17 protein-coding genes are annotated in these 25,583 nt (G+C 69.5%); 10 read left to right on the top strand and 7 right to left on the bottom strand.

Translation table 11 applies throughout. From position 1 onward, the window contains the following. Window positions 1-1,278: hypothetical protein (locus ACFQ4H_RS16310; protein ID WP_377571812.1), on the bottom strand; the 1,278-nt coding region annotated here is incomplete at its 3' end. Between the two features lie 46 nt (window positions 1,279-1,324). After that, window positions 1,325-8,614, bottom strand: a complete 7,290-nt coding sequence (locus ACFQ4H_RS16305) for a SpvB/TcaC N-terminal domain-containing protein (protein WP_377571811.1) — start codon at window positions 8,612-8,614, stop codon at window positions 1,325-1,327. Window positions 8,615-8,637: 23 nt separating this feature from the next. Between ACFQ4H_RS16305 and ACFQ4H_RS16300 the strand changes: the two genes are divergently transcribed. Further along, window positions 8,638-8,823, top strand: a complete 186-nt coding sequence (locus tag ACFQ4H_RS16300) for a hypothetical protein (RefSeq protein ID WP_377571810.1) — start codon at window positions 8,638-8,640, stop codon at window positions 8,821-8,823. A gap of 191 nt (window positions 8,824-9,014) precedes the next feature. Here ACFQ4H_RS16300 and ACFQ4H_RS16295 read toward each other — a convergent pair whose 3' ends face one another. Then, entirely contained in the window at window positions 9,015-10,370 is a 1,356-nt protein-coding gene (locus ACFQ4H_RS16295) for a coiled-coil domain-containing protein (protein WP_377571809.1), read from the bottom strand. Between the two features lie 256 nt (window positions 10,371-10,626). Here ACFQ4H_RS16295 and ACFQ4H_RS16290 point away from each other — a divergent pair, with 256 nt between their 5' ends. Further along, entirely contained in the window at window positions 10,627-11,550 is a 924-nt protein-coding gene (locus ACFQ4H_RS16290) for a S66 peptidase family protein (protein ID WP_377571808.1), read from the top strand. Window positions 11,551-11,585: 35 nt separating this feature from the next. On the opposite strand, the gene ACFQ4H_RS16285 is transcribed toward ACFQ4H_RS16290, so the two are convergent. Further along, window positions 11,586-12,215 carry a hypothetical protein gene (locus ACFQ4H_RS16285; RefSeq protein WP_377571807.1) on the bottom strand — a complete coding sequence of 210 codons (630 nt, stop codon included), beginning with the start codon at window positions 12,213-12,215 and terminating at the stop codon, window positions 11,586-11,588. A 71-nt stretch (window positions 12,216-12,286) separates the two neighbouring features. Further along, window positions 12,287-12,712: a YchJ family protein gene (locus ACFQ4H_RS16280; RefSeq protein ID WP_377571806.1), complete on the bottom strand. Its 426-nt coding sequence runs from the start codon at window positions 12,710-12,712 to the stop codon at window positions 12,287-12,289. A 71-nt stretch (window positions 12,713-12,783) separates the two neighbouring features. Here ACFQ4H_RS16280 and ACFQ4H_RS16275 point away from each other — a divergent pair, with 71 nt between their 5' ends. The 3 genes from ACFQ4H_RS16275 to ACFQ4H_RS16265 all read left to right on the top strand — a co-directional run bounded on the left by ACFQ4H_RS16275 (window position 12,784) and on the right by ACFQ4H_RS16265 (window position 17,444). Then, window positions 12,784-13,257 (top strand): NUDIX domain-containing protein, encoded by a 474-nt coding sequence (locus ACFQ4H_RS16275; protein ID WP_377571805.1) that lies wholly within the window; start codon window positions 12,784-12,786, stop codon window positions 13,255-13,257. Between the two features lie 153 nt (window positions 13,258-13,410). After that, window positions 13,411-14,886: a hypothetical protein gene (locus ACFQ4H_RS16270; protein WP_377571804.1), complete on the top strand. Its 1,476-nt coding sequence runs from the start codon at window positions 13,411-13,413 to the stop codon at window positions 14,884-14,886. A gap of 131 nt (window positions 14,887-15,017) precedes the next feature. Next, window positions 15,018-17,444, top strand: coding sequence for an Hsp70 family protein (locus tag ACFQ4H_RS16265; protein ID WP_377571803.1), 2,427 nt, complete (start codon window positions 15,018-15,020; stop codon window positions 17,442-17,444). Here the strand turns inward: ACFQ4H_RS16265 and ACFQ4H_RS16260 are convergent. Continuing rightward, window positions 17,441-20,734: an NACHT domain-containing protein gene (locus ACFQ4H_RS16260; RefSeq protein WP_377571816.1), complete on the bottom strand. Its 3,294-nt coding sequence runs from the start codon at window positions 20,732-20,734 to the stop codon at window positions 17,441-17,443. The two genes, ACFQ4H_RS16265 and ACFQ4H_RS16260, sit on opposite strands and share 4 nt — an antisense overlap. Before the next feature lie 291 nt (window positions 20,735-21,025). Here ACFQ4H_RS16260 and ACFQ4H_RS16255 point away from each other — a divergent pair, with 291 nt between their 5' ends. The 5 genes from ACFQ4H_RS16255 to ACFQ4H_RS16235 all read left to right on the top strand — a co-directional run bounded on the left by ACFQ4H_RS16255 (window position 21,026) and on the right by ACFQ4H_RS16235 (window position 24,975). After that, a complete protein-coding gene (locus tag ACFQ4H_RS16255; RefSeq protein ID WP_377571802.1) occupies window positions 21,026-21,541 on the top strand; it encodes a hypothetical protein in 516 nt (171 codons plus the stop codon). 202 nt (window positions 21,542-21,743) lie between these two features. Continuing rightward, on the top strand, window positions 21,744-22,637 hold the full coding sequence (locus ACFQ4H_RS16250; RefSeq protein WP_377571801.1) for a 1-aminocyclopropane-1-carboxylate deaminase/D-cysteine desulfhydrase: 894 nt from the start codon (window positions 21,744-21,746) through the stop codon (window positions 22,635-22,637). A gap of 119 nt (window positions 22,638-22,756) precedes the next feature. Continuing rightward, entirely contained in the window at window positions 22,757-22,927 is a 171-nt protein-coding gene (locus ACFQ4H_RS16245; protein ID WP_377571800.1) for a hypothetical protein, read from the top strand. Window positions 22,928-23,392: 465 nt separating this feature from the next. Further along, window positions 23,393-23,581, top strand: a complete 189-nt coding sequence (locus ACFQ4H_RS16240; RefSeq protein WP_377571799.1) for a hypothetical protein — start codon at window positions 23,393-23,395, stop codon at window positions 23,579-23,581. Between the two features lie 50 nt (window positions 23,582-23,631). After that, on the top strand, window positions 23,632-24,975 hold the full coding sequence (locus ACFQ4H_RS16235; protein WP_377571798.1) for a radical SAM protein: 1,344 nt from the start codon (window positions 23,632-23,634) through the stop codon (window positions 24,973-24,975). Here the strand turns inward: ACFQ4H_RS16235 and ACFQ4H_RS16230 are convergent. Continuing rightward, the gene (locus tag ACFQ4H_RS16230) at window positions 24,972-25,583 is read right to left on the bottom strand and encodes a GNAT family N-acetyltransferase (protein ID WP_377571797.1); all 612 of its coding nucleotides are present in this window, start codon (window positions 25,581-25,583) and stop codon (window positions 24,972-24,974) included. The two genes, ACFQ4H_RS16235 and ACFQ4H_RS16230, sit on opposite strands and share 4 nt — an antisense overlap.

Here is a 25,583-nt window from a genome sequence, read left to right as displayed (position 1 = left end):
CTCCGGGCTGACCAGGTCCGCGGCCTCGACCAGCCCGGGAACGATGAGCGGCCGGGGCGCGCCCGGCACGTCCCGCTCCCGCGCGTCGGTTTCGCGCCAGGCGTTGCGGAGGGCCGCCTGCTGCGCCAGCAGGTGCGCAGGTGTCCCGGGCGGTGGGGCCTCCAGGGACGGCGCCACGGTCGGCTGGTACCCGAAGAGCCAGGCGAGCTTCTCGTCCGTGACGTCGGCCCGGTCGAGGGTCAGCTGCGCGAGTTGCTCCGGCTGGCTCGGCTCCAGGCCCAGCCGGACCGCCAGTTGCGCGCGTTCGGCCGCCGCACCGGTGCGGGCTATCCGCAGTTCCTCGGCGGAGGTGCCGAGGGCCAGCAGGAGCGCCTCGTACGCCGTCCAGCGGTACGTCGGGTCGAGGTCCGTGGTGGCGCTGGGCGGGATGACTCCGCGCAGCACCTCGACCCCGAGCCGGGTCTGCGACACGTCGGCCGTGGCGGCCCGGAAGGCAGCCGCCTTCGTGATGGTGGTGAGCGGCTGGTGCAGCCGGGCCTGGAGGTCGGCCCGACTCGGGCCGGGCGGCGCGCCATCCACCGTCACGTATCGTCGGGCGAGTTCGAGCAGCTCGTTCACGTACGAGGTGGGTGCAAAGACCCGGTCGACCTCGCTCGGGTCGATGGGCACCCGCACCGACACCTCCACCGAGGAGCTGCCCTTGCTGTTGAACGGGTCGGTGGCGGTGAACCTGAGCGTGTGCCGGCCGGCCGGGATGCTCACGTTCGTCGCCCGCCACCGCCCGTTGACCACGCTGGCGACAGGCTGCGGCGACTCGGTGTCCACCTGGTACACGACGTTCGTCACGTTGGTGAACGGCTCGGTGACCGACCCGGTCACCTCGGGTATCACGTACGGCGGATCGGTGACCGTGACGTCGGTGTCGAACGGGTCGATGTCCACCCGTGGGATGAGCTGGCCGACGATGACGTCGACACGCTCGTACGCGAAGGTGTTGCCGCTACCGTCGAGGAAATGGATCTCGCAACGGGCGGTCACCGTGAGCACGGTGTCACGTGCTACGGGCGAGCCGAAGACCTGCCAGGTACGGCCGGACAGCGGGGCGGGCACGAACGGACCGCCCGCGCCGAACTGGACGGCCACGCCGACGATGGTGTACGTGGGCAGGCCGACGTTGACGACGTGGGCGTCGCCCCGGGCGAGAATTCCCTCGGCCAGGCCGTAGCGGTGGCCGGGCTCGGGTGTGGCTATCGAAAACTCGAGGCTGGTGCTGACCATCGTGGGCTCCTGGTGGGATGGTTCGGTACGAGTGGGCGGTCGGCCGTCAGTCCGACAACGTCTTGCTGATGGACAGGTCGGGCCGGGAACGGGTCGACCTGGTCTGCTGTTCGTCCTTGCGCATCCGCATCAGGGAGCCGGACGACGACGGGGTGGACTCGGGCGGCGGGGTCGGGTCGGGCTGGCTGGTCGACGTCGCGTCACCGCCCGGCAGACCGAGCGCCGGCGTAGCCCGTAGCCAGCCCATCAGCCACGCGTCGAACAGCGACCACTTCCACTGGGTCCATGCGACGCCGGTCTGGGTGAAGGCACCGGTGCTCAGGTTGATGGAGCCCGCCCCCTTGCTGAACTGGGTCCCGGACAGCCGCTGCCACAGGGTTCCGGGCCCGATCGGGACCGGCGTGCGCAGCGCCTGCGCCGCCGAGGCGGGTACCTTGACCGCCTCGGCCGCCTTCTCGCCGGTCAGGCCGGTCTTCAGCGCGACCGTGGTCTTCGAGGCCGTGGCGAGGGAGGTGGATCCCACGTAGATGGTGCCGCCGCCCTTACCGAGGGTCTGCGTCGTGTTGATGGCGGCTGCGGCAGCCGGGCTCGTCAGGTGGACGAACGCCTCGGTGCCGGAAGCCGCGCTCGCCACGGTCGGCGCCTTGCAGAACGCCGACGAGCCCAGGCTGAAGACCGCCCCGATGCCCGCGTCCACGAGGTTCGCGGAGCGCCGGCTCATCCCGGCGTCCTGCAGCAGGCCTGCGGTGACCGAGTCCACCGGGCTGCCCTCGTACACGGTGCGGGCGCCGGAGACCGTGGTGTCGACGCCGTGGGCGGTGATGACCGCACCGAGTGCCATGATGGGCACGCCGATGCCAAGCTCGCTGGTTGCCATCCCGAAGGTGAAGACGGCCGCGCCCGCCGCCGTTTCCAGTGCCCCGCCGACGGCCTTGACCCCACCCCAGACGCGGTCCCAGAAGCCCAGTCCGGACGGGTCCACGAGCCGGAGCGGGTTGCCGGAGACGTACGCGTAGAGGTTGACGCCGCCGCTGGGCCCGGCCGGGTCGCAGGACACCCACCGGCCCAGCCACGGGGCGAGGTACCGGGCCGAGTGGTAGCTCAACCCCGACTCCTCGTCGCGCTCCTCACCGGTGAACCGGTACCGCTTGCGGGTGTAGCTGCCGAAGCTGGTCTCGCCGTACGGCGTGAACTCCTCCCGGTTGGTGAGCTTGCCGGTGTCGTCGACGGTCGCGTTGCTGCTGCCGAGGTGGTCGTCGAGCTGGATCGCCACCGCCGGGCCCCTGTCGTCCGGGTGGGCCGGGCCGATCCGCTGGCTGGCGATCCGGCTCGTGCCGTCGTTCACGTACACCTGGTTGTTCTCGCCGGCGGCCAGGCCCGGCCACCGGTGGTGCTCGAACACCTCGGCGAGGTAGTGCGTGACCTCGACCGCGCCGCCCTGTTTCCGGACGAGCTTCTTGACCCGCTGGCCCGTCGCGTCGTACAGATACTGCGCGTGTACGGACGGCTCGACGCCCTCGACCTGGGTGGCGAACGCGACGAGCTGGTCACGGTGGTTCCAGGCGAAGTGCCGCGAGGCGGTCTCCGTCACGAGATTTCCGTTGACGTCGTACGCGTAGTCGTATGCCGTCTTCCCGACGGTCATGCGGCGCATGCGGTTGTCGGTGCCGCCGATCTCGAACGTACGCGTGCCGCCACCGGTCGACCGGTGTTCGAGGCTGACCAGGTTCCCGGCGGCGTCGTAGGTGTAGGCCTCCGTGTAGGGCTGCGACTGGGTGTGGTCGCTGCCGCGCGGCGCGTCCCGCCACGGGTCGCCCGGTGGTGGGGCGAGGTGCTCGCGACCGGTCGCCGACAGCAGCCGGTACGCCGCGTCGTAGACGAACCTCCGGTCCAGGGCATCGCCCGCGGCAAGCAGGGCTCGCAGCGCGGGATCGGTCGCCGACATCGCCTCGGGGTTGGCCCGGATTCCGCTGCCCGGCGTGCGGTCGAAGATCGCGACCACGTTCCCGACGAGATCGTACGCATACCCGTAGTCCTGCACCGCCTCGCCGACGGGCCGGTACGTGAACTCGCCCGGCACCGTGTAGTGGTCGCTGCGCATCCGCACGAGGTGGAACGTGTGCGGGTCGTACGCGTAGCGGCTCAGCAGTCCGTTGCCGTGTGCGACAAGCACGCGCTTGCCCTTCGCGTCGTACGCGATCTGCCGGACGAACGCCACCCCGTCGACCTGGATGGACGCCAGGCGACCGGCCCGGTCGTAGGTGGACGCGAGTTCGCGCCGGCGCCCCTCGACGTCGAGCGGGAACAGTTGCCGGGTGGTACGGCCCAGCGCGTCGTACTCCATCGTGTACGCGTACGCGTGGGTCTCCAGCAGTTCGGCTTCCCGATCGGCCAGGGTTTGCCCCACCGACGGCGTCCAGTCCACCTGGAACGGGGCAATCCGCCAGTCGTCGAGTCGACCGGCCCGGTAGGTGTCGAGGATGGCGGCATCGCAGATGACCCGCCGGACGGTCTCCAGGATGTTCCCGTTGAAGTCGGCCGCCGTCATCGTGAGCAGTCCCGCCTCGTCGTACTGGCGGATTGCCCGGCCGAGCAGGTTGCGGGCCTGGGCCGCGGCCCGGTCGGCGGCGGGCTGGTCGGGCGTGCCACCGTCGCCGTACTCGGTCAGCTGGCGCAGCGTGACCCTGCTCTCGGCGGCGTCGCGCGCCCACACGTGGGTGGGCCGGTGCAGCATGTCGTAGGCGGTCAGGGTCAGCGCGCCCTTGCTGTCGCGGCTCTCCACGGTGCCGTCGAGCGCGTCGAACACGACATCGCGCCGACCACTGTCGATCCCGTCGACCCGCCACCGGCGACGGATCAGGTCGAAGACGTACCGGAAGGCTTCACGGCCGAGCGCGTCAACGACGGCGACGAGGTTGCCCTGGATGTCGTACCGGGACAGGGTCGTCACGGATTCCTCGGACGACGTACCCGGCCGGGCGTTACGGACGACGGCCCGGACGGTACGGCCCAGCGCGTCGACCTCTGCGCTCGCCGGCGTGTTCCAGTGGTACGAGTAGCCGTCGGCCGATGCCGGGTGGGTACGCCCCGCGTTGTCGTTGCCGTCGTAGGTGAAGGACTCCCACGGCGTGGGCCGGTGGACGTCGGGGTCGGCCAGATCGACCGGCACGCCGAAGACCACCCGCTGTTGGCTGCCGTCCGGCTGGACGGTCCGGATCACCCGGCCGTGCGCGTCGTAGAACATCGTGACGCGCTGGCCGAGCTGCGAGTCGGCCGCCGGCGAGTAGTCGTAGCCCGTGTCGTAGAACGGCTCGTACCGGTGCACGACCCGGCCCTTGTTGTCGTAGATCTGCCAGCCGCTGACGATGACGTTGTCCGGATCGGATGGTGTCCGCGTGCGCCCGACCGCATCCCCGCCGGGCTGGGACTGGTCCAACGGCAGCAGCCCGCCGCCGAAGACGGGATTCCCGAACTGCGTGTCCTCGGCCTGCGCGCGGCTCTGTAGCAGACGGCCGAACCCGTCCGAGAAGTCGACCGACGTCACGGTCTCGGCGCGTCGCGGCAGGGGTACGGACACCTCGCTGTCGTGGTGCACCCGGCGCACCGTGCGGACGGAGGCCGGCTGACCGCGCTCCATGAACGCCAGCACGTCGTACTCCATCGCGACGCTCGGGAGCGTCTGGTCGCCCGCGCCGTCCCTGCCCCGGCGGTAGCGGGCCGTGACGAGACCCGCTGGGGAGTACGTCACCGACTCGGTGTTGCCGTTCGCATCGGTCACCTCGGCAAGCTGGAGCACGCGGTAGTCGTGCACTCCGACCGTGGTGAGGCCGGCCGCGTCCGTCACCCGGATCGGCAGCAGGTCGTGCGGGTCGTACGTCACCCTGCTGGGCGCACCGAGCGCGTCGAGCGACACGATCGGAAGCCCGCGCGCGACGTGTTCCGTGTCGTGCACGTCGTACCGCTGGCAGGACGTGACGCGGTAGTACCCGCCGGGCGAGCCGGGTACGTCGCCGGGGCCGTAGTGCCGGTACCCGGCCAGCTCGGGCAGCAGGTCGCGAAAGTTCGGCGGATACTCGGCCGGCCAGTCGACCGTGGGGTCGGGGCTGAGGTAGGCGGGCCGGTTGGCATCTGATGATCCATGAAGGGTGTCGAGGAAATCGTCGGTGAACGCCAGCGACTCCGCGCGCACCGGCAGCCCGTGCTCGCCCAACTGGCCGAGCGGCAGCCCGACGAAGGCGGCGCCGTCGTAGTGGGTCCGGGTGTGTGCAACGACCCGCAACTCCAGGCCGGCAGCAGGCCCGCCCAGCACCGCCGCCGCGAGGTCCGCAACGGACAGCGCGCCGTCGTTGACCACCTCCCGGGTCGTGGTACGCGAAACCCGGTCCACGATGTAGTGGGTGGAGTCGTCGCGGCGGGCGTACTCGGTCGTGTCGTAGGTGGCGAGGTACGGCGCCGAGCCCGGGCCGCCCGGCAGCCGGGGATCACGGCCGCGCGGCACGGCGACCGACACCTGCCCGAGCGGCAGGCCGTAGGCGTCGTACCCGGCCGGGAACGAGGTCTGCGTCATCGGGTCGTCGCCACGCTCCCACTGCGTGGTGCGGTTGCCCAGCGTGAACGGGAAGAAGACGTGCTCCCGCCCCTCGGCGTCGACCAGCGGCGGGGACTCCTCGCGTACCCCCGGCAGGGATTCGGTGACGGTGACAGGCAGCGCCTCCCGGTCGGTGCCGTCCAGCGCGTACAGCTCGGAGCGCAGCAGGTTACCCCGCATGGCACGCAGGGCCGAGCGGCGCGCGGGCCGGCTCAGGCTCGCCAGGAAGGCCTCCTGCTCGGGTGTCCGGGCCAGCATCGGGGCGTCACCGGACCAGTACTCGTGCCGCAGGTCCAGCTCGGTCCAGTCCGCGTCGTCGTCGGCGGCGGCGACCGGCCCCGGATGGAACCAGCGTTTGGTCAGGGTCGGCGGCGAGAAGGGCACCACGACATCGCCCCCGGCCGCCGGGGGAAGCACGTCGGTGTCGAACTGCTCAACCATGGCGAAGCCACGGAACTCACGCTCGAACCCGTCCCAGTACCCGTGGTGGTACCGGAACTCGGAGGTGACCCGCCCCTGCGAGATCTGGTCGGTGATCTCGATCCGGCTGACGACCTGCACCGGAAACGGCAGCGTGGTACGCCATCGCGTGGCGGGCTGCGCCGCGTCCCGCAGATATTCCGCCGTGGACGAGTTGTAGTAGATCTTCGTTACGGCACCCAGGTTGTTGTCCATCGACTCCAGCAGATAGGGCTTGCGCCCGCCGGTTACGTCCAGGAACCACATGTGCGGCCGACCCGTCCCGTCCGACGGTCGGGTGAACAGCACACCGGCGAACCCGGTGCCGCGCAGGTCGGCGAGGCGGACCGAGTCGGTGCTCAGTACGCGAGGCGTGCCCGACACGACGACGGGTTGCTCGGTCCAGCCGTTGCCGCACCGGTTGCCCCACAACAGGACCCGCTGGTCGTCCACGTAGACCAGGTCGGCGACACCGTCCCCGTCCAGGTCGCCGAGGAGTAGCCGGTTCGGGTCGTACCCGTCCGGCAGCCGGGGCGAGCGGCGCATCGTCACCATCGCACCGAACCGCCCGTGCCCGAGACTGGGCCAGTAGCTGACGTTGCCGCTGCGCAGCAGCACGATGTCGGCCAGACCGTCACCGGTCATGTCGGCCAGCCGGACGCGCGGGTCGGCGAGGTCGACTGGCGGGCCGTTGGAGACGACCAGCGTGCGCTGCCAGGCCCTGCGCGGGTCGGGGTCGTTGAACCAGCACTCCAGCCGGCTACCCGACCGCACCACGTCGGTGAGCCCGTCGCCGTCGAGGTCGATCAACCGCACGCCCGGGTCGGTCAGCCCGACGCTGGGCACCTGGCGGTAGGGCTGGAACGAGCGCCGGCTCCATCCGCCGTCGGCCGCCAGGGGAAAGTAGCCGGCCGCGCCGCCGGGCGCCGACGCGCCGGTCACGACCAGGTCCGGTCGGCCGTCGCCGTCCGCATCGGCGAACACGATGCCCGGCTCGCCGAGCCGGACCGGCGGCGCGTCGGCGAACGGACGCGGCAGTTCGAACCGACCGTCGCCCGCGTTGCGCCAGAACCGCCGGGTGGAACCCAGCTCCACGAAGTCGGGCAGCGCGATGCCGCGCACGTCGACCAGTTCGAGGGTGCTGTCGTTGAGCGCACTCGTCGGCAGGCTGTTGCCCGTCAGCGGCTCGAACCGGCGGTTCTCAGGCTGGAAGTCGGTGTAGCCGAAGGTCATCGGCGGGAGGAACTCCTGCGCCGGCTCGACATCGGGCACCGGCACGGGCTGGCTCACCGTCGACGCGGCACCGAGCCCGAGACCCGCCGAGGAGCCGGCCGTCAGCTCGGTCTCGGGGTCGGGGACGGGGGTCGGGTCGCCGGTCATGGGGTCGTCGATGCCAACGACATCGATTCGGTGCAGCAGTGACGTGCCGTTGAACGACGCCTGCGTGTAGGTGAGGCGGTACTCCCGCGAGGTGCGCGGCACGCCGTCGGCCGCGTGCGTGACGACCCGTACGGTCCGGCAGCGCAGGGACGTGCGGATCTCGAAGCCGGCCCGGTGGTCGGAGAACGGGTCGGGTCGCGCCTCGTATTCGAACTCGACCGTGACCAGGAACGACGGCGCCGCCCGGTCACCGTAGTCGGCGTACGAGATGCGCGACACGAGCGGCTGGTCCCAGGTGCGGCCGGGCTCCTGGCCCTCATCCCGCAGATACTCGTACCGGATCAGGTTCCCGAGCGGGTCCGTGCTGCGGGTGATCCGCCACGCGAACACCCGCCCGGGATCGGCCGGGTCGGCCACGGCGGCCGGGTCGCGCCAGTCGTCCGGGGCATCGGTCGGGCGCGGGGTGCCGTACGTGGTGAGCAGGCCGTCCCGGCCGCGCACCTCCCAGAAGTCACCGGACGCGTCAAGCACGCGCTCGACCCTGGCGAACGTGCCCTCGGTACGCGGCCGGAACCGGACCCGCCCGGCATCGACGGCCGCGACGGGAACGAGGTCCTCGGCACCCGACAGCAGGTACACGTCGGGCCGGTCGGCCGGCGCGGCGGAGTATCTGGGTACGCCGCGCGACGCCCGGCGCGCGACGCCCGGCAGGCTCAGCTGCCAGCCGACGCCGAACGGCCCGTTACCGGCTCCGGTGCTGTACTCCAGGCTCAGCTGCGGCGTCAGCCCAAGCCGGCCAGGCGGCAGCGCGATCGGCACGGAGTACGTTCCCGTGCCAGTGAACATGTCGGGCGCGAACTTCTCGCCGAGACCGCTGATCGCCCCGCCGCCCTTCGGCAGCGAAATCACCGAACCGCCCGCCGAGGTGTCGGTTGAACCTCCGGAACCCATTCGCCCTCCCACCATCGCAGCACCACGTCGGCGCGACGGTCGAGGTGACCGCCCAGGCCATCGTGCGGAGCACCGCTGACCTGTCGCTGATCTGCCGCTGGTCTGCCGCTGAAACGGCCACGGTCGGCATCGCATCGACCCTGGCCAGCGGTGCGACACAGGTGTGAGTGGGCGTTCGACGCAAGGTCAGGGCACCCGACCAGGTCGGCTTCTCCGTACCCTGGTGGCCCTGGAGCCGCATCCGGCCCGGTCAGCCGGTCCCGAACGCAGTTCGGCTCCCGGCTGTCCCTACAGCCGAGAGCCGAACCGTGTTTGGCTTCTGGTGACCGCACCTACTTCCAGATGCGCATAGCGGCTTCTAGATGCTCATGGCGGGGGTGCCGCTGGGCGGCTCACTGGGCGCTTCGTTGGGCTCTTCCTCGGGCTGGACGCTGGGACGAGGGGTCACCATCGGATACTCGGCGGTCGCCGGTCCACCGGCAGCGGCAGCCATCACCGCCGCAGCCGCCAGGTCGGCCACCCGCTTCGCCTCGCGCTGCACCCGCGCCCGTACCTCCTTGGCATGCCGTTCGGCGGAATCGGCCGCCCGCCGCATCTCGTCCAGCCGGTTCACCTCGACCGTGAACTCCTGGCGGACCTCTTCGAGACGTTGCGTCAGCCGGGCGAGTTCCCGCTCTGCGGCGGCCCCCTCCTGACGTGACTGGTCGAGCTGCTGCCAGGCGACGTCCAACTCGGCCTGCAACTGGGCCAGTGCCTGGCGCCGGTCCGCGATGTCCTGCTGCACGGCGATGAGCTGCTCCTGGTGTACGGCAGCCTGCTCGTCGGCACGTTGGCGTACCTCGGCCGAATGCTGCCGCGCCTCGTTGACGAGGGAGTTGATCTCCTGCTCGGCCGCACTACGCTGGCTGGCCAGCTCACGTTCGGCAGCCTCGCAACGCTCGGTCAACTCCTGCTCGGCGGCAGCGTGCCGTTCGTTCATCTCCCGCTCGACGTTGGCCTGCCACTGGGCCAACTCCTGCTGGCTCTGGTTACGGGCGGCCTGGATCTCCTGCTGGATCTGGGTACGGGCCGACTTCATCAACGCCTCGGCAGCGGACCGCGCCTGGTCGATCTGCAGCGCGCTCTGCTCGTTGATCCGCTGCGCCTCCTGCTGGGCACGCTCGTGGGCGGCTTCGCCATCGGCCCGCAGCTTCTCTGCCAACTCGCGGATCTCGGCAAGCTCGGCCATCGCCTCGGAACGGCTCTGCTCGTTGGCCTTCTCGTACTCGGCGCGCCGTGCGGACAGCTCCTCCTCAAGGTCGTGCAGCGACTGGGCGGCCCGTTCGCGTGCCTCGGCCAGGACCTTCTCTGCCTCGTCCTGGAGGTCGGCCGCGCGTTGGGTCGCCGCTGCGGTGATCAACCCACCCTGCTGTTCAGCCAGGGCCATGATCTGGTCGACCACCGGGCCCAGGTCGCGGAACGAGGCCCGATCCACCCGCGCCGGCCGCTGGCTCAACTCCGTCATCTGCGCCTGCAACTGCTGAAGCTGCGCGGTCAGGTTCTGGATGTGGCCGGACGCCCGATCACGCTCGATCGTCAACGCCGAGAGCTTGTGGTCCAGCTGCTCGACGTACCGGTCCACCTGCCGTTTGTCGTAGCCGCGCAACGCGAGCTCGAAGCTGGGCCGCGAAGCACCGTCTTCGCGTACTGCCAGCGGCTCCTCGCCGTTAAACATGCACCATCCTCCGTATGGTCGCGAGCGCCGGGCCAGCGGATGACCGCCCCACGGGCTGTGATGTCGGGCAACGCTACCGCCGTCCCGTTACGACTCTTCGTTCCACCCCGCCAGATGGGAACGGTTGGAAAACATCGCCTGCCCCTGCCGAGGGCCCGACCTCCACCTGTCCGGACGCACACACAGCTAACAGGCTGAAGGACGAGGATGTCGACAGCCTGAGGTTCACACTCGGTGGCCACTAGGCTCGGGCGCTATGACCGATGCCGTACGACCTGCCGCCCTGCGCCCCGGCGACACCGTGATGCTGGTGTCCCCATCCGGACCGACCCGGCCGGAACGGGTGGCCCGCGGCATCGAACTGCTCACCGGCTGGGGACTACAGCCGGTGGTCGCCCCGAACGCCTACGCCCGGCAGGGCTACCTGGCCGGTGGCGACGGGCTACGCGCCGCCGATCTGAACACGGCCTTCGCCGACCCGGACGTACGCGGAATCCTCTGCACCCGGGGCGGCTACGGCGCACAACGGGTGGTCGACTCGATCGACATGGCGATGGTCCGGCAGCACCCGAAGGTGGTGGCCGGCTTCTCCGACATCACCGCCCTGCAGTTCGCCCTCTGGCGCGGTGCCCGCCTGGCCAGCGTGCACGGCCCCGGGGCTGCCTGGCTGGACGAGCGCACCCCGCCGGAGTCGGCGGAGTCGCTGCGGGCGGCGTTGATGGGCACCGAGCCGGTGACGGTGACCCGCGTACCCACCGAGGAGACCGCCCCGGTCCTGGTGCCCGGTACGGCCACCGGTCCGCTGCTCGGCGGCAACCTGTGTCTGATCGTCTCGTCGCTGGGCACCCCGGACATGCCCGACCTGACCGACGCGATCCTGCTGATCGAGGACGTCGAGGAGCCGCCGTACAAGGTGGACCGGATGCTCACCCAGCTGCGCCGCTCGGGCGTGTTGGCCGGAATCGCCGGGGTGGCGGTGGGACAGTTCACCAACTGCGCCGACGACTGGGCGGTGACCGTATCCGACGTGATCTCCGAGCGGCTGGGCGATCTCGGGGTTCCGGTGCTCGGCGGACTGCCGATCGGGCACGGCGTCGGTCAGCTCACCGTACCGGTCGGCGTGCCGGCGACCCTGAACGCCAGCGCCGGAACGCTGGTCGTCTCCCCCGCCGTGCAGTAAGCCTCACGAACGACCGCCGGGCGTATCCCTGAGTTTCACGAAGGACCGCCGGGCGGCGTATCCCGCTGGTGCGCGGGCGTGTCCTTCCGGTTGCGCTGCCGGAGGAAGTCGCGTTTGAGCTGCTCGCGGTGCTCGCGATCGCGTCGACGCCAGTCCTCCATGTCCGCCTCCGAGCGCAGCCGTACGTCCGCCTCCGGGTCCCAGTCGATTCCGAGATCCTGAACCTCCCGGTTGATCAGCTCGACCGGGACACCGAGCTCACGCAGCTTCGCCAACCAATCGAGCGCGTCCAGGCCGTCGAGGGAGACGGTGACGGCTTCGGTGTCGTCGTAGAGAAGATTCGCCTGCCAGCCCCAGGCTGGCGTCTCCTCGATGCGGAGGGCGACAACCCGCCGAGGTACGTCAGGGGAGGCGAGAAACACGAGGTCCGGCGTGTCGAAGTCCATCGGGGCGAGCGCGAAACCGTTGTCGGCCAGCGCGTGCCTGAGCCAGGCGTACGAGCGGAATCTCAGCTCGTTGCGGGACAGCACTTCCTCCCCACCGGGAAACAGGTAGCGCGTCTCGTAGCTGACCCGGTCGCCGTGTGACGCGACGTTCGCCAGCCATGCCGTCACCCCGTCGGCAAGTGGTCGCCGGGTGGCCTCCGGCGTCCCTTCCTCGAACACCCCACCCACCAAGCAGTCCAGATGTCCTCACGGGCCGGCCGGAGCACGGAACCAGCCAGGATCATCGCCGATCAGTCTGACAACGAGACGGCGTCGAGGTAGACCCACTCCCCGTTCTCGCGCACGAAGCGGCTGTGCTCGTACATCGTGCCGACCTGGCCCGACTCGCGGTAGTGGGCACGGAACTCGACCGCGCCCGTGGTGTCGAACAGGCCGCCCCGATCCGTACCGAAGATGTCCAGGCGCGTCCAACGCTGCTGGGGGTCGAGAGTCAGTCGGGCCGGTCGGGTGGTGGAGTGCCAGGTCCGCAGCAGGTAGTCGGCGTCGCCGACGGCGTAGGCGCTGAACCGGGACCGCATGAGCTGTTCGGCCGTCGCGGCGGTCGTCGCCCGCTGGTGCAGCCGACCGCAACAGGCACCGTACGCCTCACCTGAGCCACATGGGCATGGCCGGATCGGTTCGCTGGTCGTCGTACGGTTGGCTCTGCGTTTCCCCACCGGATCATTGTGGCGGACCCGGACGGTGGGTACCCCGTCGACTGCGACACATACGAAGGATGGGAGCAACGATGAGCGGCAGACGCGACTACTACCGTGACCCGAGCGCGCCGACCGCCAACAGCCTCGTTCCTGGCGGTTCTGCCCTCGTGATCGACGACCAGGGACGGGTGCTCATGCAATGCCGCGCAGACTCCGGTAACTGGTCCCTGCCCGGTGGAACCATGGAGATCGGCGAAACTCTCCAGCAGTGCGTCATCCGCGAGGTCAGGGAGGAAACCGGCCTGGACATCGAGGTGACCGGCCTGCTCGGTATCTACACCGACCCGGACCATGTCATCGCCTACCGCGACGGCGAGGTCCGCCAGGAGTTCAACATCACTTACCTGGGGCGCGTCGTAGGCGGCACCATCGCGGTCAGCGATGAATCCATCGAAGTACGTTTCGTCGACCCCACCGAGTTCGAGCGCATTCCCATTCACGACACCGTACGACTCCGCCTGCACCACCACGCCCAGGGCCGCAGTACTCCGTATCTCGGTTAGCGGGCATCGAGGGGCGGCTCCGCCCTCGCGAACCCAGGGCTGACGCCCGTTTGTGCCCACGGGCCAGAATCAGCGCTGGAGCCGATCGAACGGCTTGACTGACGAACCGTACGTCCCCGTCGGCGCGCCGTCGACACCGGAGAGGAGCTGGGAGTGGCCTTTTCGTTGACACTTGCCGACCCCGAGGGGGAGACGTTCCCACTCCCCACATCACCGGTCGTCGCGCAGGCCCGTACCCGTGGCCTCGCGTTCCGGATCGTCATGATCACGGCGCTGTGGGCGGTCCAGGGTGTCCTGACCGTGGGTGTCACCGCTGGCCTACTGATCGGCGAGCCGTTCGTCGACCTGCCCGACAGCGGGCCTCTGGTCCCGACGATGACCTACCTGTTCCTGCCGTGCGTGGCGCTGGCGTCGATGATCACGACTGGCAACGCACAGAAGCAGATCTACGGTTACAGCGAGCATTCTCTGAATGTGAAGTACCGCTCCAGCAATGCGCCGGCTCACGGACGTCCGATGAACCGGTGCGCCGCGGCGATCGGGTTCTGCGCCGGCGGCGTTGTCGCGCTGGTGCTCCTGCCGTGGGCGGCATTCGCCGGAGCGGCCTGGTGGCGTCAGGCGCTCGTGTTGCTGGTGCTGGCCGTGCTCGGGGCGTGCGCGGTCGTAACGCTGCGCATCGAGCTTCCGCAGGTCGGCACTGCCCGGCTCTGGCTCAGCGAATCGCAGCACCGGCTCCAGGACGTCGTCGACCACGGTGCCCACACCGTCGCGACGGTGGCCCGTGTCGAACACACCGGGTCCTGGCTCGACGCCCTGCCCATCTTCGTTCTCACCCTCTTCTGGTCGACCGGACAGGGCACCCGGGAGGCGACGATCCGCATCACCGACTACCCCTGCTGGGCACCGGTCGAGGGCAACGAGTTCGACGTCTGGTTCGACCCGGCCGCCCCCGACGACGACACCCGGGTCTTCCTGCACCGCCGGCTCGTCGGGCAACGATTTGCCGAGAACCCCGAACGGTTCCGGGCACCGGGCGAGGGCGACTCCGGTCCGGGGCCGATCGAGCCGCCGTACGCCAGTGCCAGGACGGGCAGCCCGGTCGAGCGCTGGCTCTGTACGTTCATCGCGGTGGCGTGCGCCGCCATCGGCGTGGCGGGCGTAGCCGCCACACCGATGGCGTTCGGCGACCTGCCCTGGTGGTCGAAGCTGTGCATCCTGGTGCAGGCGCTCTTCCTCATCGCCAACGCTGCCCTCTGGGTCACGTTCGCCTGCCGGCACCCCTGGTTCGCCCGGCACGGACACAGCGCATCGTGGATCACCTGGTTACCGTTCCTGGGTCTGTTCGGAATCACGCTTCCGGTGCTCGGCACCGACCCGGTCTGGGGTTTCGACTACGACCGCGACATCGAGACGCTCACCCTGTGGCTCTACCTCGCGATGATCGTCGCCGGCGTCGTGACCTACCTGCTGAGCTTCGTCCTGATCATGGCAGGTCACCGGATGCTCAACGCCGGTGTCGTCGTACCACCCGAGGAGGTCGCCGAAGCCCTACGGCACCACGATCGCGCGGCGATCGACCAGCTTCGGATCCGGTACGGCTACCTCGCCGGCGTGATCCAGTCATCCTGAGCCGGGCCCCGCAACGGCCATGGACGGCCGGCCCCCAGCCAGAAAACCGTATGTCCAAACTGGATTCGCCGGTCAGCCAGGCGGATCAGCACCGATCACACCGAGCGGACAACTGGCCGTATCGTTGCTTCGTGGGCATCGGCGGGTTCCGGCTGGGCATCGACTTCGGCACGTCGAACACCACCGCCATCCTGGCCTGGCCGGACGGACGGCTACGACCACTGCTCTTCGACGGCTCACCGGTGTTGCCGTCGGGAGTCTACGCCGAGCCCGGCCAGTATCTCGTGGTCGGCCGCGATGCCGTACACGCCGCTCGGACTCGGCCGGAGTGCTTCGAGCCGTACCCAAAGCGATGCATCGACGACGATTCGGTGCTCCTCGGCGGTGTCGCCGTACCCGTTGAACGGATGGTCTCGGCCGTACTGCGCCGGGTCGCGGCAGAGGCAACACCCGCTGGCGAATCCCCACCCCCGGCGGTGATCACCTGCCCGGTCGGCTGGGGTCCGCAACGGCGGCACCGGCTCCTCACCGCCGCACAGCAGGTGTTTCCCACGGCGGTCCTGGTGGCCGAGCCGGTGGCTGCGGCCAGCTACTTCGCCACGATGGCCGGCAACCGCCTGCCGGTCGACTCCCACGCCCTGGTGTACGACCTCGGCGCCGGTACCTTCGACGCCTCGGTGGTACGCCGTACCCGGGACGGTTTCGAGGTGCTGGCCAGCGACGGGCTGCCGGACGCGGGCGGCCTCGACATCGACGCCGCGATCGTGGCCAGCCTCGGGCGGACCTACGCGGGGCGTGACCCGGCGGCCTGGGGCCGGCTCGTCCAGCCTGAGACACGGGCCGATCGACGCGCCAGCCGCGCCCTGTGGGACGACGTACGCACCGGCAAGGAACTACTGTCACGCACCGCCTCCACGCTGGTGCACATTCCCTTCCTCGACGATGACGCGCCCCTGCCACGCGAGCAGTTGGAGCAGCTGGCACTGCCGGTGCTCGCCCGTACGGTCGACATCACCCGGTCGCTGCTGGCCACCGTGGGCATCGAACCGACGAACCTGGCCGGGCTGTTCCTCGTCGGCGGGGCGAGCCGTATGCCGCTTGCGGCAAGTTTGCTGCATCAGCGGCTGGGCATCGCCCCCACCGTCGTCGAGCAGCCCGAACTCGTCGTGGCCGAGGGCAGCCTGCATGCCCGACCGCTGCCGTCGCCGGTGCTGGCGACCCCACCGGCGCCACCGGCGTCCCCCGCACCACCGGTGTCCCCTACGCCACCGTCATTTCCCGCAGTGCCGGCAATCGAGCCGCGTCCACTGGCTGCCTATCCGCTCCCATCGGCTGCCGAGCCGCGCCCGTCAGCACCCGGACCGGCACCGGTCGCCCCGCGTGACGACCGCCGGAGTCGCCGTACCCGCTGGGTCGTCGTGGCCGCGAGCGTCCTGGTGCTCTCCCTGGGTACCACCGGTCTGGTTGCGCTGCTGCCCGACCGGAACGGTAGCGGCGGCACCGGTACCGGCGGCACGGGAACGGGCACTCCCACGACCGCCGCCAGCCTCAGCCCGACGACGCCGGCCGGACCGCCGGTCCTGCCCGAACCACGTCGGGTGGCGGTGCCGGACGACGGCGGCAACAGCGACGCGGTCCGGCACGTCACCCTGAGCCCGGACGGCAAGCTCATCGCCGCCGTCCGGCGGAAGTCGGTACGCCTCTACGACGCGTCCACGCTGAAGCAGATCGGTGACCCGGTCGACGTGGGGGGCGAAGCCTACTGGAACGCGACGTTCAGCCCGGACAGTCGTACGCTGATCACCGCCGCCGATGGGCTGACCAGCGCAGCGGTTCGCGTATGGGGCCTCCCCCACCAAACCTCCGGTGGCACGCTCAGCGACGCCTTCTGGACGTCCTGCCTCGCCTACGGCCCGACCGCGAAGCTGTTGGCAGTCTGCGACGGTCCCGGCTCCTCGGTACGACTGTGGGACCCGAATCGACGCCGAAGCCTGGGCCGGATCGACAGCGACAACGCCGCCGCGATCAAGTACGTCGCGTTCAGCCCGGACGGGCGCACAATGGCCACCGACGGTGGTCAGGGCACGACCCTGCTGTGGGACGTCGCCTCCCGGAAGCGGTTGGCAGTGCTGCGCGGCGCACCGTACGACGGTATTCCGCTCAACGATCCTGGTGCACCGGTCACCTTCAGCCCCGATGGCCGCACCCTGGCCGTGGGAGGGGTCGACGGCCGGGTGGCCCTCTGGGACGTCGCCGATCGCAAGAAGATCGGGGAGTTCAACGGCCGTCACACCAATACGGTGGCTGCCGTCGCATTCAGTCCGGACGGTCGTACGCTGGCCAGCCTGGGCGGCACCACCCTTCGACTCTGGAATGTCGCCACCCGCGAGCCGGCCGCGGCGATCATCGACAACGTGGCCGACTACTACTCCAGCCTCCCGGTCCAGTTCAAGGGGCCTGACATCCGATTCGGCGCCGACGGCCGTACCCTGATCGGCTGTTTCGACACCCACCTCCTGATGTGGGACCTGGCACCGCTGGGCGCCCCCGCCCGCTAGTCGGCCCGACCGGCGGGTGCGCGCGAGTGGCTGACCGCCCGGTCGTAGCGGATTTTCAGGTCGGGCCAGTCCTCCCAGGGGACGACCACGTCCGGAGAGTCGGTGGCGCGGAGACCACCGGTCTCGGCCACCCGGACGAGCGCCTCGACGGCCAGGCGGGGCGTGACCCGGTTCCCGGAGAGGAGCTTCAACATCAGACTGGTGATCCGCTCATCCGTGGCCCGGTCCCGGCCAAGGAAACTCAGTGCACAGCGGAGTTGCTGATCCACCACAGCGGATGGCGCCAGCCGGTCGACGATCTCGATGGCCAGTTCCGCCGGCATGTCCTGGTCGGTGGCGAGGCGATCGAAGCAGAGCCCCAGAATGTGCACGCTGGTCGAACCTTCCGGCCAGCCGTCGATCACCGCGTCGATGCAGTCCAGGTACAGGCGGAAACGCTGCTCTTCGGTGAACGGCAGCAGCGGCGCCAGCAGCAGCGTGACCACCATGTTCGCCACCGACGCGGCCTGGCCTGGCCCCTCCCCGACGAAGTTGCTGCTGGCAACGGGGAACACCGACGCCAACGGTTCCAGGGTGTGCACCAGGATGTCGCCGTCGATCGCGCACTGGAAGTGCGCCTTGCGGACGAGGCTCGGAAAGAACTGGCCGGACCGTTGGAAGTGCTGCACGGTCTTGCGCCAGTCCGGCGGGAAGTCGTACGTCCAGAGCGGATCGACCGGCGGTACCGCGATCTGGTCCGGCTCCACGGAGAGGATCGTCCTGAGAGCGATGTCCCGACCACCACGGTCGTCGTCGAACGCCAGCCGTTCCAGGACCAGCATCTCCACCAGGCTGTTCCAGTCCTCACCGGTCAACTGGGACTGCCACAGCAGGGTTTCCCGGTGCCAGCAGGCCACCACGTTGCGGCCCGGATACAGCGTGCTGCCATGGAGGGTGCCGGCGACACAGACCGCCAGCAGCAGCAGGTTGGCGCTGTAGGCGGCGTGCCGGGCCGGCACGGGCAACGGCCGGGGCTGGTAGCTGTCACAGCGGCGACCCGGTCGCGTGTGGTGCGCCGCCTGGAACAGCCGTACCAGCAGGTCGGTGAGGTCGCCCCGTCGCTTGTCGTCCAGCCTGGAGGCAAACACCCGGAGGAAGCCGACGATCGGCATCCGCCCGCTGAGCACCCCGTACGACAGCAGCGCGTGCAGCAGGTCGTCGTCGACCGGCTCACCGCCGAACGACATGGTGGCTGCCGCCTCCCGGGCGACGATGTCGGCCAACACCTGCCAGACCAGCCGGGCCACCAGGAACTCGCCGAAGGTGGCGTGCAGGAACTCGTACGTCTCCAATCGACTGTCGTCACGCGAAGCCTGCGCCCGGTGCACGAAGAAGAACCGGCCGAGGACGATCTCGGCAGGGCGCAGTGGCGCCCGAAGGTCAACGGTCGGGCTGGCAGCAGCCGTCGGTGAGCCGAAGGGCAGGGCCGCCAGATCGCTCTCCAGTTGCGCCTCGGTCACCCATTGGGCGTTGCGATTGAACATCGCGAAGGCGACGACCGACAGGCGGCGCAACTCGTCCTCGACCGCCCGGTTCAGGTCCCGCTCCGGTAGTCCCGGACGGTGCTTGGTCACCTCCCGACGGGCGAACCGGCGCAGCAGCCGTTCGTAGAGTTCGTCCTGACGCAGTGTCCCGGCCGAACGCAACGCGTTGCCGTCGGCGTCGTAGAGCGCCAGCATCAGCAACAGCAGCGGCTGTTCGGCCAACTCCCAATGGGCCAGCACGGTCGGCAGTTCCAGCGGACGCATACCGCAGGTGTCGAAGTAGTCGGCGTTCACGGCGTTCCAGGTGGCCAGCCAGTCAGCCACCCGCCGCTCGTCGAACGGCTCCAGCCGTACCGCAGTCGTGCCCTCGGGCGGCTGGGCCCGGTCGGCGACGCTGGTCCGGCTGGTCACCACGACCACCACCGGCCGTCCCTGGTCCGCCTCGCGACGCTGGAACCTCGCCACCCGGCTCAGGTAGTCGGTCTGGCTCACCCCGGTGGCCTGTAGCAACTCGTCGAAGCCGTCGAGCAGCACCACCGGCAGGGCATCCCCGGCGGACCGAGCCAGCGCCGGCCAGTCCAGCCGTTCACCGGTCGCGTCGCGTACGGCGTACTCGATCTGGTCCTGTAGCTCGGCGGCGGCCGGTACGTCGCGCAGCACCACCCGGACCGGCAGGAAGTCCGCCGCCGGCAGGCGGGCGGCCAGCACCCGGGTGAGCACCGACTTGCCCGAGCCGGGTTGGCCGAGCACCAGCAGCGGAGCCTGGGTGGCACCGGGCGAGGTGAGGTAGCCGGTCAGGAACTCCGGCAGGTCGTCGCGGACGGGCTGGCCCGCCCACCAGGACTCGTCGCTCGGTCGGGCACCCGGCCGCACCTCGGCGACCCGGCACAGCGGCGGCAGGTACGCCTCACCCAGCGTCGGCACCCGCAGGCCCACTGGTACGTCACCGGAGGAGATGATCGGCCGGGCCAGGGCCGCCGTGTACGCCCGTGCCAATCCGGCTCGCCGCTCGTCCGGCAGCGTGCCGGTGGAGATGCCGCTCAGCAGCCGCTCAAGTCCGACGAACGACCTGGCGAGCTGACGTACCTCGGCCCGGGTGCCCTCGTGCTCCCGCAGTGCTGCCCAGAACGCCACCTCGGGAAAGTCGCTGGCCAGTTTGCCCAACAGGTCCTGGTGCCGTTCGACGGCCCGCGACCGTACGGATTCGAGGATCGCCTGGAACCGGTCCTGGTCGCCCCGACTCAGCCAGTCCCAGGCGGCCAGACCGGTGACGAACCTACCGAACCGGGCCACCACCATCCGGTAGTAGCCATCGAGTACGGCCCGGAACTGCTCGTACGGCTGCTGCGGCCCCGGCGACGGGACGCCCTCGACGAAGAAGGCCCGCATGAGGGGCTGGTTGTCCTGGCCATGTGCTCCGGCGATCGCCACCTGTTCCCGCTCGGTCAGCTTCAGGTCCTTGAACCGGAACGGCAGATCCGCCTCGGCGAGGGCTTCGAAGAAGGCGGTGACCACGATGACCCGGTGCGCTGCGGCCAGGCGTTCGGTCCGGCTGTACCGGGACAGGCCGCTGCGCCGCTCGGCGAGATTGCGGACCAGTTGGTGGCTGAGTCGGATGAACTCGACCCGCGCGTCGAACAGACTCAACACCGCTGGTACGGCCACCGAGGCACCGAGCATGGCACCGCCGGTCAACGTGTCGAGGGCGTCGACCACCCTGCTCTGCTGGCCGCCCAGCAGGCGGGCGGCCTCGGTGTAGCTGAGCATCCTGGGCACCGGCGCTGCTCCTATCGATCTGGACGGGAGGGGAGGTTCAGCACAAGCATGTCGGTACGGGGCAACCGATCATCCGGCCGCCCGGGCACGGCTGCCCCGACCGCCCTGCTCACCACGGTGTGATGAACCAACAGACCAGCACCCCTCCGCCCCAATACGGGACATAACACCTCCAACAGCCCCATGATTTTCAGGCTCCTGACAGGCTCGGCATGGGCTGGGCACAGAACACCGAGCCAAGGTCGATCGAGTCCCACACGGTAAGTGACCAATGGAGGTTCCATGCCTAGGCCGATCTCGAAGAAGACGACGCTCGTTGGGCTGGCCGCAGCGGGTGTACTCGCGGTGGGGGTAGCCGCGCCGACCGTCGCGCTCGCCCAGGGCGGCGGTTCCGCGACACCTACACCGTCGGCGTCCAGCACCACCACCGAGGGCGACAAGCACGAGCAGCGCCGGACCGAGCGGCAGAACGAACTGGCGGAAGCACTGGCCACCGAGCTGGGCGTCTCGAAGGACAAGGTCCAGGCTGCGCTGGACAAGATCCATGAGCAGCGGAAGTCCGAGGCTCAGGAGAAGCGCGGCGACTGGAAGAACCGCGACGGCGAGGACAAGGCCGACCGGCAGGCCCAGTTCAAGGAGCGGCTGGACCAGGCCGTCAAGGACGGCAAGCTCACCCAGGAGCAGGCCGACGCCATCGTCAAGGCGTACGAGGCTGGGGTCCTGCCCGGCCCCGGCGGCCCCGGCGGTCGCGGCCACGGTGGCCCGAACCACGGCCCGGAGGGTACGACCGACAAGTGAGATCCGGTTCGGTGTCGCCCGGCGGTTTCCCGGGTGACACCGAACCACCAATCAACCGGTGTCGCCCGGCGGTTTCCCGGGTGACACCGAACCACCAAAACATCACCGGTACCGCCCCAGAACCATCGGGCGGTACCGAACCACCAATCAACCGGTGCCGCCCAACGTTTCCCGGGCGGCACCGAACCACCATGCTGTAGGGATGGACCCCGGGCAGCAGCTACCGACGACGGTCACCCTCCAACTGCCCTCGCCCCTGTTGGAGGTACGCGACGACCGGCTCGACGCGGCCGGGATCCGGCTGCTGCTCAAGCGGGATGATCTGATCCACCCGGAACTGCCGGGCAACAAGTGGCGGAAGTTGAAGCACAACCTGGCGGCAGCCGCCGAACAGGGGCACGACACCCTGCTGACCTTCGGTGGGGCGTACTCCAATCACATCCGGGCCGCCGCCGCAGCCGGGCACCACTTCGGCTTCGCCACCATCGGGGTGATCCGGGGCGAGGAGCATCTGCCGTTGAACCCCTCGCTGGCGTACGCGGTGGGTCGGGGTATGCAGTTGACCTATCTTGACCGGAGCACCTACCGGGCCAAGCACACCCCGGCGGTCATCGACTCCCTGCGCCGGGACTGGGGGCGTTTCTACCTGCTGCCCGAGGGCGGCAGCAACCACCTGGCGGTACGCGGCTGCGCCGAACTGCCCACCGAGATCGACGAGACGTTCGACGTCATCTGTTGTGCGGTCGGCACCGGCGGCACCCTCGCCGGCATCGCCGCCGGGCTCGGCCCCCACCAGCGGGCGATCGGCTTCTCGGCACTCAAGGGTGGCGAGTTCCTGGCCGACGAGGTCACCCGGCTCCAGACGCGGACCTACGGCCGCTGCTCCGACAACTGGCGCATCGAGTACGGCTACCACGGCGGCGGCTACGCCAAGACGACTCCGCAGCTGACGGAGTTCGCCAGTGACTTCGCCGAACGGCATGGACTGAGGCTGGATCCGATCTACGTCGCCAAAATGATGTTCGGCATCTTCGACCTGGCGGCCCGGGACAACTTCGCCCCCGGCACCAGGATCATCGCGGTCGTTACCGGTTGATCGCATGACTCCGGATCGCAAGAGAGAAACGCTTTTCCATGGGATTGTCGAACAGTAATCGCCTGATCGAGGTGGGTAAGGTGTAGTTCACGAAGCGGCTGGCGGACCCGGTGTCGAACGTGATCGAGCTGCCGAACAACCTTGGCGTGGCTGTGGTGCACGCGGTACGCGGTGGCGGCAAGGTCTACGTCGCCCCGGACGAGTCGGTGTTGTTCGTCCCTTCGGCACAGGACTTCAAGACCGGCCTTACGGCGTTCCGTGAGGGCCAACGCTCAAACCTGGTCAGCTGATCAGCGGCTACCCGAAACTTGACTTGCGTCACGGCATCGCCACTGGTCGGCGAGTACCGACCAGATCTCCTGATCCACCCGTGCGCCGTCGCCGGCAGTGTGGTGAGCGGGCCGGCGGTTGAGTAGAAGCTGCGCGGGTTGATCGCGATGCGGCGGATGTTCGTACCTCCGACCTGATCACCCCGCTGGCCGAGCGATCGAAGATGTCGACCGTGGCCGCCTCGGCGGCCTTGATGAGAATGTCACCGTCGTAGATGCCGGCCGGGCCGGCTCCGATGATCGCTACTGACAGTCGTGGCGATGCTGCGGTCATAGTGCGGAGGCCAAGACCGCAACCGGCCTTGAGATCAAGTCCGCGAACGGCCGATAGGCGCGGGGCATCAGGGCGCCGTCCCGCAGGGATTGACGTGAAGTCCGGTTGAGGTTCTAACGTCGTGACGTGGATCAAGGAGCGGTAAATAGCTGGTGACCGAGAGCATCGAGGCTGGCCTCGGCAAGCAGTTGCATCTCGTACGGGTCGGTAATGCGACACTCGTCGTCGCTTCAGCGCTCAAGGTGTTCCGTGGACCGGGCAGCAGCCGACTCGTCTGTCACCGCAGGAGTTTCGTCACGTCGCCACCACAGGCCCCAACGCGGGCGACCGCGCTACCTTGAACCTGCCGTGACCGTTGAGGCCTTTCGAAAACCCTGCTCCGGAGGGGCGCATGCCATCGCGTACTGATCTCGTCGAGGACCTGATGAGCCGTTTCCCGCACGTGCCGCGTGAGGCGGTCATCAAGGAGGACCTGCTGCGCGGCGGGATGGCCTTCGACGACTCGGCCCTGACCGACAACGAGAACGGTGACGTCAAGCCGAAGTCGTACTTCATCTTCTCATTCGACCACCGGACCCTGCCGGAGTTGGGCACCGCCGCGCTGCGCCGGCCACCTGAGGAAATCGTGCTCACCGGAGGACCGTACGGACTGCGCCGTACCGTGGTGTCGGTCCGCACCAACCCCAGTTCGCCGTACCGTGTCAAGAACGACGGTGACGGCCGGCTACGCCTGTTCCTGGACGACCGGCCGATCGCCGAAGTCGGGCTCCCGCCGATGCCGGACTACTACCGGCACACCCTCGCCAACGGAAAATCGGTCATGGAAGTCGCCCCGACCATCCAGTGGGGCTACCTCATCTACCTGACCGCGTTCCGGGTCTGCCAGTACTTCGGGGCCAAGGAGGAATGCCAGTACTGCGACATCAACCACAACTGGCGTCAGCACAAGCAGGCTGGCCGCCCCTACACCGGGGTCAAGCCCGTCGACGAGGTGCTGGAGGCCCTGGAGATCATCAACAAGCACGACACCGAAAAGGCATCCCAGGCCTACACCCTCACCGGCGGCAGCATCACCTCCCACGTCGGCGGGCTGGCGGAGGCCGACTTCTACGGCCGCTACGCCCAGGCAATCGAGGAACGCTTCCCGGGACGGTGGATCGGAAAGGTGGTCGCCCAGGCGCTGCCCCGCGCCGATGTGCAACGCTTCCGCGACTACGGCATCCGCATCTACCACCCCAACTACGAGGTGTGGGACAAGCGGCTGTTCGAACTCTACTGCCCGGGCAAGGAGCGCTACGTCGGCCGGGAGGAATGGCACCGCCGCATCCTCGACTCCGCCGAGGTCTTCGGGCCGCGCAATGTCATCCCGAACTTCGTGGCGGGCGTCGAGATGGCCGCCCCGCACGGCTTCACCAGCGTGAGCGAAGCGATCGAATCCACCGCCGAAGGGCTTCGGTACTTCATGTCACGAGGGATCACGCCACGGTTCACCACCTGGTGCCCAGAGCCGACCACCCCGCTCGGCAGAACCAACCCCCAAGGAGCGCCGCTCGAGTACCACGTCCGGCTACTCGAGGTCTACCGCGCGATCATGGAGGAAAACGGCCTGTCCAGCCCGCCCGGCTACGGACCGGCGGGCCCCGGCCGAGCGGTCTTCTCGGTGAGCTCGTTCATGGACAGCCTGCCCGCCGAACCCGAACTGAACCAGGTGACGGCAAGTCTCGCCGTCGGCTAGCGCGGTGCCCGGTCTGTGACGTGGGGCGCCCGGACTGTGCCAACAGCCGGGCGTTCCCCACGGGTACGCCACTCGTCGGCCAGCACCGACCAGATCTCCCGGTCCCGCCGTACCCCGTCGACGGTGGGCGGCAGGCTCTGCCGCAACACGCCGTCGAGGCTCATGCCCAGCCGCTTCGCCACGTTGCGGCTACGGGCGTTGTCCGGTGTCGTCACCCACTCCACCCGGGCGATCCCCCGTACGTCGACCGCCCAGTCGATGAGGTGCGTGATCGCCCGGGTGATCAGCCCCCGGCCCTCCGCCGCCGGTTCCAGCCAGCAGCCCACCTCGCACACCCCGCGCGCCGAGTCCAGGGACACGAACATGGTGCCCCCGACCAGGACCCCGTCGAGCCAGATCCCATAGATCCGGGCATCGTCGCGGGCCTGCCCGTCCGCGTACCGGCGCAGGACCTCACGGGCCCCGGCCACATCGGTGGCCAGGAAGCTGCGGCCCACCCAGGGTGCAATGTGCTCCCGGGCCCGGTCCAGGTGGGCGGCGAACTCCTCGGCCTGCCACGGCTCGAGCGGACGCAACACGGCGTGATCGCCGAGAGGAAGATCGAACAT

This window comes from Micromonospora sonneratiae (genome assembly GCF_042679305.1).
Classification (GTDB): Bacteria; Actinomycetota; Actinomycetes; order Mycobacteriales; family Micromonosporaceae; genus Micromonospora_H; species Micromonospora_H sonneratiae.
This window is presented reverse-complemented; position numbering and strand designations above follow the sequence as displayed.